General features: G+C 63.3%; 13 protein-coding genes. 7 read left to right on the forward strand and 6 right to left on the reverse strand.

Annotated features, from left to right (window positions below; all coding sequences use genetic code 11):
• Positions 1-140 precede the first annotated feature (140 nt).
• Together trmA and ACZ5KU_RS03880 are read right to left on the reverse strand one after the other, a co-directional pair.
• Positions 141-1,220: a tRNA (uridine(54)-C5)-methyltransferase TrmA gene (trmA, locus tag ACZ5KU_RS03875; RefSeq protein ID WP_054059080.1), complete on the reverse strand. Its 1,080-nt coding sequence runs from the start codon at positions 1,218-1,220 to the stop codon at positions 141-143.
• The gene (locus tag ACZ5KU_RS03880; protein ID WP_054063760.1) at positions 1,217-2,512 is read right to left on the reverse strand and encodes an NCS2 family permease; all 1,296 of its coding nucleotides are present in this window, start codon (positions 2,510-2,512) and stop codon (positions 1,217-1,219) included. The genes trmA and ACZ5KU_RS03880 overlap by 4 nt, the downstream gene beginning before the upstream one ends.
• Positions 2,513-2,741: 229 nt before the next feature.
• On the opposite strand from ACZ5KU_RS03880, the gene ACZ5KU_RS03885 reads away from it, so the two are divergent.
• Positions 2,742-3,197 (forward strand): DUF4879 domain-containing protein, encoded by a 456-nt coding sequence (locus ACZ5KU_RS03885; RefSeq protein ID WP_239688001.1) that lies wholly within the window; start codon positions 2,742-2,744, stop codon positions 3,195-3,197.
• A gap of 24 nt (positions 3,198-3,221) precedes the next feature.
• Here ACZ5KU_RS03885 and ACZ5KU_RS03890 read toward each other — a convergent pair whose 3' ends face one another.
• A complete protein-coding gene (locus ACZ5KU_RS03890) occupies positions 3,222-4,457 on the reverse strand; it encodes an MFS transporter (protein ID WP_273824721.1) in 1,236 nt (411 codons plus the stop codon).
• Between the two features lie 374 nt (positions 4,458-4,831).
• On the opposite strand from ACZ5KU_RS03890, the gene ACZ5KU_RS03895 reads away from it, so the two are divergent.
• Genes ACZ5KU_RS03895 through ACZ5KU_RS03905 form a run of 3 tightly spaced genes read left to right on the forward strand, consistent with a single transcriptional unit; the run spans position 4,832 to position 7,505 of the window.
• Positions 4,832-6,271, forward strand: a complete 1,440-nt coding sequence (locus ACZ5KU_RS03895) for a cytochrome ubiquinol oxidase subunit I (RefSeq protein WP_054063762.1) — start codon at positions 4,832-4,834, stop codon at positions 6,269-6,271.
• Between the two features lie 3 nt (positions 6,272-6,274).
• Positions 6,275-7,282, forward strand: a complete 1,008-nt coding sequence (gene cydB, locus ACZ5KU_RS03900; protein ID WP_054059075.1) for a cytochrome d ubiquinol oxidase subunit II — start codon at positions 6,275-6,277, stop codon at positions 7,280-7,282.
• Between the two features lie 55 nt (positions 7,283-7,337).
• The gene (locus ACZ5KU_RS03905) at positions 7,338-7,505 is read left to right on the forward strand and encodes a DUF2474 domain-containing protein (RefSeq protein WP_081005994.1); all 168 of its coding nucleotides are present in this window, start codon (positions 7,338-7,340) and stop codon (positions 7,503-7,505) included.
• Positions 7,506-7,617: 112 nt separating this feature from the next.
• Here the strand turns inward: ACZ5KU_RS03905 and ACZ5KU_RS03910 are convergent, their stop codons facing one another.
• Both ACZ5KU_RS03910 and ACZ5KU_RS03915 read right to left on the reverse strand, forming a co-directional pair.
• Positions 7,618-8,742, reverse strand: coding sequence for a methyltransferase (locus tag ACZ5KU_RS03910; protein WP_464736852.1), 1,125 nt, complete (start codon positions 8,740-8,742; stop codon positions 7,618-7,620).
• A 164-nt stretch (positions 8,743-8,906) separates the two neighbouring features.
• Positions 8,907-9,620, reverse strand: coding sequence for an autoinducer binding domain-containing protein (locus ACZ5KU_RS03915; RefSeq protein WP_239688000.1), 714 nt, complete (start codon positions 9,618-9,620; stop codon positions 8,907-8,909).
• A 386-nt stretch (positions 9,621-10,006) separates the two neighbouring features.
• Here ACZ5KU_RS03915 and ACZ5KU_RS03920 point away from each other — a divergent pair, with 386 nt between their 5' ends.
• On the forward strand, positions 10,007-10,783 hold the full coding sequence (locus ACZ5KU_RS03920; RefSeq protein ID WP_054059072.1) for a ferredoxin--NADP reductase: 777 nt from the start codon (positions 10,007-10,009) through the stop codon (positions 10,781-10,783).
• A gap of 43 nt (positions 10,784-10,826) precedes the next feature.
• On the opposite strand, the gene mscL is transcribed toward ACZ5KU_RS03920, so the two are convergent.
• Entirely contained in the window at positions 10,827-11,240 is a 414-nt protein-coding gene (gene mscL, locus ACZ5KU_RS03925; protein ID WP_054059071.1) for a large-conductance mechanosensitive channel protein MscL, read from the reverse strand.
• 327 nt (positions 11,241-11,567) lie between these two features.
• On the opposite strand from mscL, the gene katB reads away from it, so the two are divergent.
• Positions 11,568-13,067: a catalase gene (katB, locus tag ACZ5KU_RS03930; protein ID WP_204375736.1), complete on the forward strand. Its 1,500-nt coding sequence runs from the start codon at positions 11,568-11,570 to the stop codon at positions 13,065-13,067.
• 85 nt (positions 13,068-13,152) lie between these two features.
• Positions 13,153-13,704, forward strand: a complete 552-nt coding sequence (locus tag ACZ5KU_RS03935) for an ankyrin repeat domain-containing protein (RefSeq protein ID WP_054059069.1) — start codon at positions 13,153-13,155, stop codon at positions 13,702-13,704.
• Positions 13,705-13,749 lie beyond the last annotated feature (45 nt).

Here is a 13,749-nt window from a genome sequence, read left to right on the forward strand (position 1 = left end):
GCGGGCAAGCCCGGCAGTCCCTCGTCGTACATGTTCCTTGTCTAAGACACAGGCCTGTAGGAGCCGGGCTTGCCCGCGAAAGCGCCCTGTCAGATGAAACCCAGGCCGGCTGACACCCCGTCAGCCGGCCCTCACCGGCTTCAGCGGCGGGTCAGCAGGACCCCGGATTCCATGTGGTGGGTCCAGGGAAACTGGTCGAACAATGCACAACGCTCGATGCGATGGGTGTCGTGCAACTGCGCGATGTTCGCCGCCAGGGTCTGCGGATTGCAGGAGATGTACAGGATGTTGTCGAAACGCCGGGTCAGCTCGCAGGTGTCCGGGTCCATGCCGGCACGGGGCGGATCGACGAACACGCTGCCGAACGTGTAGCTCTTCAGATCGACACCCGCCAGGCGGCGGAACGGCCGCACCTCGTTCAGCGCCTCGGTCAGTTCCTCGGCCGACAGGCGCACCAGGGTGACGTTGCCCACGGCATTCTCGTCGAGGTTGCTCAGCGCGGCGTTGACCGAGGTCTTGCTGATCTCGGTGGCCAGCACCTTGCGTACCCGGGTCGCCAGCGGCAGGGTGAAGTTGCCGTTGCCGCAGTACAGTTCCAGCAGATCGTCCGAGCGCTCGCCGAGGGCGTCATAGGCCCAGTTGAGCATCTTCTGGTTCACCGTGCCATTGGGCTGGGTGAACGCCCCCTCCGGTTGCCGGTAACTGAAGCGGCGCCCGGCGATCTCGAACTTCTCCACCACGTAGTCGTGGCCGATCACCACGCGCTTGCCCTTGGAGCGGCCGATGATGCTGACGCCGAGATCGGCCGCCAATTGTTCGGCGGCGCTCTGCCAGTGTTCGTCCAGCGGGCGGTGGTAGCACAGGGTGATCATCGCGTCGCCGGCCAGGGTGGTCAGGAATTCCACCTGGAACAGCTTGTGGCTCAGCGCGGCGCTGGCCTGCCAGGCCGCCTTGAGCCGGGGCATCAGTTCGTTGATGCGCAGGCTGGCGATCGGGAATTCTTCGATCAGGATCGGCGTGCGCTTGTCGTCCTGGGCGAACATCGCGTAATGACGCTCGCCGGCTTCGCGCCACAGGCGGAACTCGGCGCGCAGGCGGAAGTGTTGCAGCGGCGAGTCGAAGACTTGCGGCTCGGGGGCATCGAACGGCGCCAGCAGGTCGCGCAGGCGCGCGACCTTGTCGTTGAGCTGGGCGGTGTAGGTCGAGGAATCGAAAGTCATGCGTTGAACCAACCCAACTTGATCACGAACAGAATCGACAGGATCACCAGGGCCGGGTTCAGCTCGCGGCCACGGCCGGACAGCAGCTTGACCGCGGTCCAGGCGATGAAGCCGAAGGCGATGCCGTTGGCGATCGAATAGGTGAAGGGCATGGCCAGGGCGGTGACCACCACGGGCGCGGCCTCGGTGATGTCTTCCCAGTTGATTTCCGCCAGGCCCGAGGTCATCAGTACCGCGACGAACAGCAGTGCCGGCGCGGTGGCGAAGGCCGGCACGCTACCGGCCAGCGGCGAGAAGAACAGCGCCAGCAGGAACAGGATGGCGACCACGATGGCGGTCAGGCCGGTGCGGCCGCCGGCGCTGACACCCGCGGCCGACTCGATGTAGCTGGTGGTGGTCGAGGTGCCCAGCAGCGAGCCGGCCATGGCGGCGGTGCTGTCGGCGATCAGCGCACGGCCCATTTTCGGCATGTGGCCATCCTTGCCCATCAGTCCGGCGCGCTTGGCGACGCCGATCAGGGTTCCGGAGTTGTCGAACAGGTCGACGAACAGGAAGGCGAAGATCACGCTGACCAGGCCGATGTCCAGGGCGCCCTTGATGTCCAGTTGCATGAAGGTCGGCGCCAGCGACGGCGGCGCCGAGGTGATGCCGGCGAACGGGCTGAAGCCCATCAGGATCGACACGGCGGTGACCCCGAGGATGCCGATCAATACGGCGCCACGGACTTTCAGTGCGTCCAGCGCGACGATCACGGCAAAGCCGAGCGTGGCGAGGATCGGTGCCGGCTGCTTGAGGTCGCCGAGGCCGACCATGGTCGCCGGGTTGCCGACCACGATGCCGGCGTTGTGCAGGGCGATCAGCGCCAGGAACAGGCCGATACCGGCGGCGATCGCCGAGCGCAGTGGCAGCGGGATGCTGTTGATGATCCATTCGCGGATGCGGAAGATCGACAGCAGGAAGAAGCACACCGCCGAGATGAACACCGCGCCCAGCGCCACTTGCCAGGTGTGGCCCATGTGCAGGACCACGGTGTAGGTGAAGAAGGCGTTCAGGCCCATGCCCGGCGCCAGGGCGATCGGGTAGTTGGCGATCAGGCCCATCACGGTCGAGCCGATGGCGGCGGCCAGGCAGGTCGCGACGAACACCGCGCCCTTGTCCATGCCGGTTTCGCCGAGAATGCTCGGGTTGACGAACAGGATGTAGGCCATGGCCAGGAAGGTCGTGACGCCCGCGAGAATCTCGGTGCGCACATTGGTATTGTGTGCCTTGAGTTGAAACAGCCTTTCCAGCATCTCTGCTCCCCAATGGCGCTTTCGGCGCCTCGAATGAATCGGTCCCAACAGCAAAGCACAGACGCTGATGGCCTGATGAAACTTGGCTGTGGGAAAAACCGCGCATCATACCAGCCGGACGGTGCAATAGGGACGGCTGTTTGGCCGCCCATTTCGCCGCGACTGTGCACGAACTACTCCGAAAACCGCGCGCTGAGGCATACTCTCGGCACGGAAAGAGGGAGGAAGTATGAAATCAGTCAGCAATTGCCGTGCCATGGGCCGGCTGCTCTGCGCCGGCCTACTCTCGCTGGCGGCCATCGGGCCGTTGCAGGCGGCGCCGGCGGCGGCCTTGAAAGGCGTGGCTATCTACACAGTGGCGTCGCAGGGAATCATCGAGGATGTTTCTGACGGACGCCGGCGCACGCAGAATGCCCATCGTGGGCCGAACATCACGGTGACGGTGGTGGAACTCGGCTATGGCCGGGCGCCCGGGGCCACGTTCAATGGCACCCCGATCAACTACAGCCAGCGCAACTCCCTGTGCGAGTTCAACAAACCGTTCGTGCCGTGCAGTGGTGGCGCGGTGGTCGGCTACAGCTACATCTACGACCTGGGGGACCTGCAGCAGGGCACCTTCAGCTTCAGCGACCGTTCGCTGACGATGCCGGTGCAGACGATGACGGCGACCATCGACATCAACTGATCGCCGTCTCCCGCCGCCTGGGCTTCAGGCGGTTTCGGCCTGGCGCTCGTGCATGCGGTCGCGGTTGGCCAGGGTCGGGAACAGTTTCATCCAGGTGCCGGTCACCAGCAGGGTACCGACCCCGCCCAGCACCACGGCGGGTACGGTGCCGAACCAGTGGGCGGTCAGCCCCGACTCGAATTCGCCCAACTGATTGGAGGCGCCGATGAACAGGCCGTTCACGGCGCTGACCCGGCCGCGCATCTCGTCCGGGGTTTCCAGTTGCACGAACGAGGCGCGGATCACCATGCTGATCATGTCCGCGGCGCCCAGCACCACCAGCACGGCCAGGGAGAACCAGAACGAGGTCGACAGGCCGAAGGCGATGGTGGCGACGCCGAACACGCCGACGGCGGTGAACATTACCCGGCCGACCTTGCGCTCCACCGGGAAGCGCGCCAGCCACAGCGACATCAGCAGCGCACCGACCGCCGGTGCCGAGCGCAGCAGGCCCAGGCCCCACGCGCCGGTCAGCAGGATGTCCTTGGCGAACACCGGCAACAGTGCGGTCGCGCCGCCCAGCAGCACCGCGAACAGATCCAGGGAGATGGCGCCGAGAATGTCCGGACGGCTGCGGATGAAGCGGATGCCCGCCAGCAGCGAGTCGAGGGTGGCCTTGGCCTTGTTCAGCGGCGTCTGGCGCGCCGGGAGGTTGAGCATCAGCAGGCAGGAGACCCCATACAACGCCACCGTCGGCCCATAGACCCAGACACTGCCGAACGCATACAGCAGGCCGCCGATGGCCGGCGCGACGATGGTCGCCAGTTGCTGCGCCGACTGGGCGGCCGCCACGGCGCGAGGGAACAGGGTCGCCGGCACGATGGACGGCAGCAGCGCCTGGGTGGTGGGCATTTCGAAGGAGCGGGCACCGCCGAGCAGGAACGCGAGGATGAAGATCATCTCGCGGCTGACCTGGTGGGTCAGGCTGCCGATCACCAGGCTCAGGGCGATCAGTGCCTGTACCGTCTGGCACAGGGCGGCGACCTTGCGCCGGTCGTAGCGGTCCGCGACATGTCCGGTGTGGAGCATGAACAGCACCCGTGGCGCGAACTCCACCAGCCCGACCAGCCCCAGGTCGAGCACGTTGCCGGTCAGTTGATAAAGGTTCCAGCCGATGGCCACGGTGAGCATCTGGAAACCGCTGGCGGTGAAGATGCGGGCCAGCCAGAACGCGAGGAAGGGGCGGTGATGACGCAGCAGCAAGGGTGTCTCGGTGGGCATCGGGAGGGCTCGCCTGAGCGGGATGAAAGGTGAAGATTATCATTGCGATGTAACAAAAGGTTACTGAGCTATTCATCTATTGTCTGTCCGGCCTTTTCCTGCGGCGAATTTTTGCGGATCAGTTGTCCTCTGCTCCTGAGACAACCTGTCGCGCGGCAACCGGCCACTCCACCCGTTCGTCGTAATGGGACTACTCTTTCAACGTTGGTTGATCCAGATCAATTGCCTTTTGGGCGGTGATCAGGGTCCGACTCCCTGCGTTGCGATGGGTTGAAAAAAAGAGAACGAAGCCAAATTCGCCGCACTCCATATTCGTGGGGGCAGTGGCTGGGCCTGTGGGTCGACAGCCGGTATTACCTGACAGAGGAAAGCTTATGTTCGGCTTAGAGGCACTAGATCTCGCCCGAATCCAGTTCGCATTCACCGTTTCCTTCCACATCCTGTTCCCGGCCATCACCATCGGCCTGGCGAGTTACCTGGCGGTGCTCGAAGGGCTGTGGCTGAAGACGCGCAACGACACCTACCGCGACCTTTACCATTTCTGGTCGAAGATCTTTGCCGTCAACTTCGGCATGGGGGTGGTCTCCGGGCTGGTCATGGCCTATCAGTTCGGCACCAACTGGAGCCGTTTCTCGGACTTCGCCGGTTCGATTACCGGGCCGTTGCTGACCTACGAGGTGCTCACCGCCTTCTTCCTCGAAGCCGGTTTTCTTGGCGTGATGCTGTTCGGCTGGAACAAGGTCGGCCGCGGGCTGCACTTCTTTTCCACGGTGATGGTGGCGATCGGTACGCTGATCTCGACCTTCTGGATTCTCTCGTCCAACAGCTGGATGCAGACGCCCCAGGGCTATGAAATCGTCGATGGCCGGGTCATTCCGGTGGACTGGCTGGCGGTGGTGTTCAACCCGTCGTTCCCCTATCGGCTGATGCACATGGCCACCGCCGCGTTCGTCGCGACGGCGTTCTTCGTCGGCTCCTCGGCGGCCTGGCACCTGTTGCGTGGCCGTGACAATCCGGCGATCCGGACAATGCTGTCGATGGCCATGTGGATGGCGCTGATCGTCGCGCCGATCCAGGCGGTGATCGGCGACTTCCACGGCCTCAACACCCTCAAGCACCAGCCGGTGAAAATCGCCGCGATCGAGGGCCACTGGGAAAACGTCGGCGACGAGCCGACCCCGCTGATCCTGTTCGGCTGGCCGGACATGAAGGCCGAGAAGACCCGCTTCGCCCTGGAGATTCCCTACCTGGGCAGCATGATCCTGACCCACACCCTGGACAAGCAGGTGCCGGCGCTCAAGGAGTTCCCGCCCGAGGACCGGCCGAACTCGACCGTCGTGTTCTGGTCGTTCCGGGTCATGGTCGGCCTGGGTCTGCTGATGATCTTCACCGGTCTCTGGGCCTTGTGGCTGCGCAGGCGTGATCGCCTGTACGAGAACCGTGCGTTCCTCCACCTGGCCTTGTGGATGGGGCCGTCCGGCCTGATCGCGATCCTGGCCGGCTGGTTCACCACCGAAATCGGCCGCCAGCCGTGGGTGGTCTATGGCCTGTTGCGCACGGCGGATGCCTCCTCCGGGCATAGCGTCATGCAGATGAGCATCACCCTGGCGCTGTTCGTCGTGGTGTATTTCTCGCTGTTCGGTGTCGGCCTGGGCTACATGATGCGCCTGGTCCGCAAGGGGCCGAAGACCAACGAAGGCGCGGAAACCAGCCACGGTGGTCCCGGGCAGAAACGTACTCCGGCCCGTCCGCTTTCCGCTGCCGATGAAGACAGCGAAAACGGTCACGGCGACAGCCTGAACAAGGGGAACTGAGTCATGGGTATCGATCTTTCGCTGATCTGGGCCGTGATCATCATCTTCGGCATCATGATGTACGTGGTCATGGATGGTTTCGACCTGGGCATCGGCATTCTCTTTCCCTTCATCAAGGACGATCGTGACCGCGATGTCATGATGAACACCGTGGCGCCGGTCTGGGATGGCAACGAAACCTGGCTGGTGCTCGGTGGCGCGGCGCTGTTCGGCGCCTTCCCGCTGGCCTATTCGGTGGTGCTGTCGGCGTTGTACCTGCCGCTGATCTTCATGCTGATCGGGCTGATCTTCCGCGGCGTGGCGTTCGAGTTCCGCTTCAAGGCCAAGGAGCACAAGCGGCATATCTGGGACAAGGCGTTCATCGGCGGTTCGATCGCCGCGACCTTCTTCCAGGGTGTGGCGCTGGGCGCCTTCATCGACGGGATCAAGGTGGTCGACCGGCAGTTCGCCGGCGGCTCGCTGGACTGGCTGACCCCGTTCACGCTGTTCTGCGGCGTGGCGCTGGTGGTGGCCTATGCCTTGCTCGGCTGCACCTGGCTGATCATGAAGACCGAAGGCAAGCTGCAGGAGCAGATGCACGACCTGGCGCGGCCGCTGGCGTTCGTCCTGTTGGCGGTGATCGGTATCGTCAGTATCTGGACGCCGCTGAGCCATGCCGAGATCGCGGCACGTTGGTTCACCCTGCCGAACCTGTTCTGGTTCCTGCCGGTGCCGATCCTGGTGTTGGTCACGCTGTACGGGCTGATCCGGGCGGTGGCACGCAACGCGCACTACACGCCGTTCCTGCTGACCCTGGTGCTGATCTTCCTCGGTTACAGCGGCCTCGGTATCAGCCTGTGGCCGCACATCATCCCGCCGTCGATCTCGATCTGGGATGCCGCCGCGCCGCCGCAGAGCCAGGGTTTCATGCTGGTGGGGACGCTGTTCATCATCCCGTTCATCCTGGGCTACACCTTCTGGAGCTACTACGTGTTCCGCGGCAAGGTGACCCACGAGGATGGTTATCACTAGTACCTGTCGGCGGCGCCCGCTCGGGTGCCGCCGTTTCGATGACGAGGAAGCGGATATGCGTGGCAAGCCTTCATTGCAGGAGATCGAACAGGCCGAGAAGAAACCGCTCTGGCAGCGCCTGGGCTGGCTGGCGATGATCTGGGCGGGCAGCGTGCTGGCGCTGTTCGTGGTGGCCAGCCTGATGCGCCTGTTCATGAGCGCGGCCGGGTTGACCACCCATTGAGCCCTTCGCGGGCAAGCCCGCCCCACACTGACAGTGCGCGCCATACTCCCTGTGGGAGCGGGCTGGCCCGCGAAAAACGTCCGCCGAGAGCGGGCCGGACTCCCTCTTTCGCCTACTTGCGCGCCTTGAGCACCACGAACTTGGGCGTCGCCGCCACCTGCTCGACCCCACGGAACAACCGCGCCAGCTTGCTGTGGTAGCCCAGGTGGCGGTTGCCGACGATGTACAGTGCGCCACCGACCACCAGGGCTTCCCGGGCCTGTTGGAACATCCGCCAGGCGAGGAAGTCGCCGACCACCTGCTGCTGGTGGAAGGGCGGGTTGCACAGTACCACGTCCAGTGACTGCGGTTCCTGCCCGGCCAGGCCATCGGCGGCACGCACGGTCACTTCGCGCTCGCCCAGAATCGCCTGCCAGTTTTCCCGCGCCGACTGCACCGCCATGAACGACTCATCCACCAGCGTGTAGTGGGCCTGCGGGTTCTGCAGGGCGCTGGCGATGGCCAGTACGCCGTTGCCGCAACCCAGGTCGGCGACCCGGGCGCTGCCCAGGTTCCCTGGCAGGTGCGGGAGGAAGGCGCGCGTGCCGATATCCAGGCCTTCACGGCAGAACACGTTGGCATGGTTGAGCAACTCGATCGCCGGGCGGTCGAGCCGATAGCGTGTCGGGTAGGGCGATGGCACCCGGTCGCGGGGCTCGGGTGTCGCCACCAGCAGGCGGGCCTTTTTCACCGCCAGCGAGGCCTGCACGTTGCCGACGTAGCGCTCCAGCAGATCACCGGCGGCCCGTGGCAGGTGCTTGACCATGGCGCCGGCGACCACCTGGGCGCCGGGGGCCAGTTGGCCCTGTAGGCGAATCAGTTGTTCCTCCAGCAGGGCGAGGGTCTTGGGCACGCGGATCAGCACCCGGTCGAACGGCCCGACCAGTTGCTCGCTGGCCGGTACATGGCGGACCGCGTCGAAGGCCTTGCCATTGCGCGCCAGGTTCTTTTCCAGGCCCAGCGCGGCGAGGAACGAGTCACCACTGCTGGTGAGCTGTACATGGCCTTCCAGGCTGGCGGCCAGGGCGCCGAAGCTGTCGTTGAGCACCAGCACCCGGGTGCCCGGCGAGACGCCCTGTGCGGCCAGGTGGTCGAGCAGGTATTGATCGGCCGCGTCGAATGCCTGCAGGGGTTCACCCTGCTGTTCAGGCTGGCGGATCAGGTCGAGACGGGCGAACGGACTTTCTAGCAGGGGCATGGTGCACGGGCTCTGGGGGACGGTTTGCGGCTGCCATGCACGGCTGTTCGTGCCGGGCGAGGCTGGCAACGGTATGGCAGGAGGGGGATTTTACGTGGGTTTCGAGCAGATTGCCTGTTGCGTGTGGAGGTGGCAGATCCTTCTGCCAGGAGATCGGGGTGCAATCAGTAAAGCAATCCGGATTTGGCTGCACGCAGCACTGCCGATGCCTTGTTGCTCACACCCAGCTTTCTCATGATGGTGCTCATGTGGAAACCCACGGTTCGCGTGGTCAGATTGAGAATGTTGGCTATCTCTGCGGCGGTCTTGCCTTCGGCCGTCCACTTGAGAATTTCGGTCTCCCGCGGCGACAGCGGATGGCTGTTCTGTGCCGGACGGGAACTGGCCAGTCTTTGCGCCATGAACGAGTGCAGCCAGTTGCACAGCCACAGCACATGACCTGTCTTGGAGTAGAACTCGTTGGAGGTGATGGGCTCGCAGGTTCGCGACAGGCTCAGGGTGCTGACAATCCCGCGAATGTCGTGGACCGACTGCGACCAGCCGTGGTTGAGACCATGGGCCTGCATGTCACGCCAGAGCGCCGGGGCACTTCTGAAGGCTTCAGGTCCCCACAGGATGGGGAACACCGAGTTGTGGCAGTGCGTGAGCAGGGGGTCGACGGCAATGTAGTTGTTGCGCTGATAACATGCATTCCATTCTGCGGGGTAATTATTGAAGGATGAGGTGTTGGGCTGAGTGCCTCCTAATAAGCTGCTGACCCTGAATGAAACAAAAGTGAAACGTATTTGACCTGCCAGATTGAAAACCGCATTGAAGACTGCCTGTTCTTCTTTTTCACTCATGAGCTGGTGCAGTTGATTATCCTGCCAGTTCTCCATTGAGGTACCCTTCCTAGACGCGATATTCGTTGAGTCCGACGTGCTTGGGTAGTGTAGGAAAATTCTTGTTCTGGGTGTGATTTTTTTATATGGCACTGATATTTTTATCGCCTTTCAAGGGGCGGGTTTATCGCGCAGGGCATAATATCATTTGGCCTTTTGTGGATTTTCGTGTGTCTTGCCAAGTGTGAAAATGTGTGAGGATTAGTGGGGGTATTATTAGATTATGCTTGGTATGCTCTTGTAACTTCATGTTTTTGCTAGTGGCTATATTTTTTATTTTTTTTGTATATGTTTTTTCTGAAAACTTATACCACTACAAATCACCGGTGTTTCTGTGGCCGGCTTTGCGCGAAACTGGGGGCACATTCCCGATGGAGCGCACCATGACCGTCAGTGCCGAAAAATTCACCCGGCAGACCCTGCTTGAGGTCTGCCCCCTGACTTCCAGCCTGTTCACCCTGCGAACCACACGGGATGCTGGATTCCGCTTCCGGGCCGGTCAGTTCGCCCGCCTGGGGGTGACCAAGGCCGATGGCAGCGTGGTGTGGCGGGCCTATTCGATGGTGTCGTCGCCCCATGACGATTTTCTCGAATTCTTTTCCATCGTCGTTCCGGGAGGGGAGTTCACCAGTGAGCTGAGTCGCCTGGCCGTGGGCGACTCGCTGCTGATCGAACGCCAGGCCGTGGGCTACCTGACCCTTGACCGTTTCGTCGACGGACGCGATCTCTGGCTGCTGGCCACCGGCACCGGGGTGGCCCCGTTCCTGTCGATCCTGCAGGACTTCGAGGTCTGGGAACGCTTCGAGCGGATTCTGCTGGTCTACAGCGTACGCCAGGGGGCCGAACTGGCGTACCGTGAGCTGATTGCCGGGCTGGCCGAGCGTGACTACCTGGCCGAGCATGCGCACAAGCTGCAGTTCGTGCCCATCGTCACCCGCGAGGCGCTGCCGGGGGCACTGGCAGGGCGGATCCCGCAGTTGATCGAGAATGGCGAACTGGAGCGGGCCGCCGGGGTGACCCTGGACGCGGTGCATTCGCGGGTGATGATCTGTGGCAACCCGCAGATGATCGATGACACCCGCCAGGTGCTCAAGCAACGCGACCTGCAGCTCAGCCTGAGTCGCCGCCCGGGGCAGGTCGCGGTGGAAAACTACTGGTAGAAAAACGGCGCCCTGCAGGCGCCGTTGTTTTTTTGCCGGTTGCTCAGGGCTTGTCGTTGCGGGCCTTGAGCAGGTCGCGTATCTCGCCCAGCAGTTCTTCCTGTTTGGTCGGCACCGGTGGCGCGCTCGGCGCCACGGCCTCCTCGCGCTTGAGCCGGTTGATCACCTTGACGCCCATGAAGATGGCGAAGGCGACGATGAGGAAGTCGATACAGGTCTGGATGAACTTGCCGTAGGCCAGCACCACGGCCGGTGTATTGCCCTCGGCAGCCTTGAGGGTGATCGCCAGGTTGCTGAAATCCACCCCGCCGATCAGCAGGCCGATCGGTGGCATCACCACGTCGCCGACGAAGGACGAAACGATCTTGCCGAAGGCCGCGCCGATGATGATCCCCACGGCCATGTCGACCACATTGCCCTTGACCGCGAAGGCCTTGAACTCACTGAGCACGCCCATAGTTTATTCCCTGTTGCAGATGAGTTGAGTGAACGCAGTGTAATTCAGCCGCCGGCATCTTGCGCTATGCCGGGCCCTACACCCCCCCGTCTTAATCGACCCGCCGCCGGGCAATAAGTTTGCAAAGTGCCACCAATCGCGCGAAATACGCCTTCTGGCGTGTCTTGCCCCGTGGAATTTTTCAATCGGGGTCTTCGAGCTTTTCTATTTAGAAATCGTCGGATCGGTCTCTAGCCTCTGTTGAGCGCATCTGGATGCGCACCACAACATCAAGAGGAATTCGACATGCAGATCACTCCTGTTCCGGGAGCTATTCCCACTCGGCGCATGCTGGGTATTTTGACCGCCAGCCTGCTATCCCTTTCTGTCCAGGCCGCCACGCTGACCCGTGACAACGGTGCGGCGGTGGGCGACAACCAGAACTCGCAGACCGCCGGCGCCACCGGGCCGGTGTTGCTGCAGGACGTGCAACTGATCCAGAAACTGCAGCGCTTCGACCGTGAACGTATCCCTGAGCGGGTGGTACATGCCCGCGGTACCGGCGCCCATGGCACCTTCACCGTCACCCATGACCTGAGTGACCTGACCAAGGCCAAGGTCTTCGCCGCCGGCGAGAAGACACCGGTATTCGTGCGCTTCTCCGCGGTGGTACATGGCAACCACTCCCCGGAAACCCTCCGCGACCCACGGGGTTTCGCCACCAAGTTCTACACCGCCGATGGCAACTGGGACCTGGTGGGGAACAACTTCCCGACCTTCTTCATCCGCGATGCGATCAAGTTCCCGGACATGGTCCATGCCTTCAAGCCCGACCCGCGTACCAACCTGGACGACGATTCGCGCCGTTTCGATTTTTTCTCCCACGTGCCTGAGGCCACACGCACCCTGACCGAGCTGTATTCCGATTCCGGCACACCGGCCAGCTACCGGGAGATGGACGGCAACGGCGTGCATGCCTACAAATTGATCAATGCCAAGGGCGAGGTGCACTACGTCAAGTTCCACTGGAAAAGCCTGCAGGGCATCCGCAACCTCGATCCGAAACAGGTCGTCGAGGTGCAGGGCCGCGACTACAGCCACATGACCCATGACCTGGTCAGTCACATCAACAAGGGCGACTTTCCCAAGTGGGATCTCTATGTCCAGGTGCTGACGCCACAGGAACTGGGCAAGTTCGACTTCGATCCGCTCGATGCGACCAAGATCTGGCCCGGCGTGCCGGAGCGCAAGGTCGGGCAGATGGTGCTCGATCGCAACCCGGCCAACGTGTTCCAGGAGACCGAGCAGGTGGCCATGGCCCCGGCGAACCTGGTACCGGGGATCGAGCCGTCCGAGGATCGCCTGTTGCAGGGCCGGGTGTTTTCCTATGCCGATACGCAGATGTATCGCGTTGGTCCGAATGCGCTGCAACTGCCGATCAATGCGCCACGGGTGGCGGTGAACAACGGCAATCAGGATGGCGCGATGAACAGCGGGCACAGCAGCACCGGGGTGAACTACCAGCCGAGCCGCCTTTTACCGCGCGAGGAACCGCAGTCGGCGCGCTACAGCCAGTTGCCCCTGTCGGGCAGCACCCAGCAGGCGAAGATCCAGCGTGAGCAGAACTTCAAGCAGGCCGGGGACCTGTACCGCTCCTACAGCCAGAAGGAGAAGCAGGACCTGATCGAGAACTTCGGTGGCTCGCTGGCCGATACCGACGACGAGAGCAAGCACATCATCCTGTCGTTCCTCTACAAGGCCGATCCCGAGTACGGCACCGGCGTGACCAAGGTGGCCAAGGGCGACCTGGCACGGGTCAAGGCGCTGGCGGCGAAGCTGGTGGACTGACCTGCCGGCTTGTGGGCCGGGTCCCCTCGCGGCGCCTGCCGCGGGGGGACCCGGGACGATTGAGGTGTTATCGCGGAGTCATACGATGCGTATCCCTGTGTTGTTGTTCCTCCTGGCCTGTGCCTGCAGCGCCTCGGCCGATCAGCCGGCGGTGCCTGCCGATCCGCAAGCGCTCAAGGCGCAGATCCAGGACTACTACTTCGATGCCGCCCGCCGTGGCGACGTCCAGATGCTGCAAACTTTCATCGACGCCGGTTATCCGCTCGATACCCAGGACGCCCAGGGCTACACCGCGCTGATCCTGGCGGCCTATCACGGCCAGGGGCCGGCGGTGGAGCGCCTGCTGGCGGCCGGGGCCAATGCGTGTGTCCAGGACAAGCGCGGCAACACCGCGCTGATGGGGGCGATCTTCAAGGGGGAGGTGCGGATTGCCCGACGCCTGTTGAACAGCGACTGCAATCCCGACCAGCGCAACGCCGCCGGTCAGACGGCGGCGATGTACGCCGGGCTGTTCAAGCGCACCGCGCTGCTCGAGGCGCTGGCCGCCAAGGGGGCCGATCTTCAGGCCGAGGACCCGCTGGGCAACAGCGCGGCACGCCTGGTCGAGGGGCAAATCCGTACGCCGCCGACGCGCTGATCGGCGCTGGCTGAGCTATCATCGCGGTTTTTCCATGGGGGGAAC

The organism is Pseudomonas sp. Tof1 (assembly GCF_055390395.1).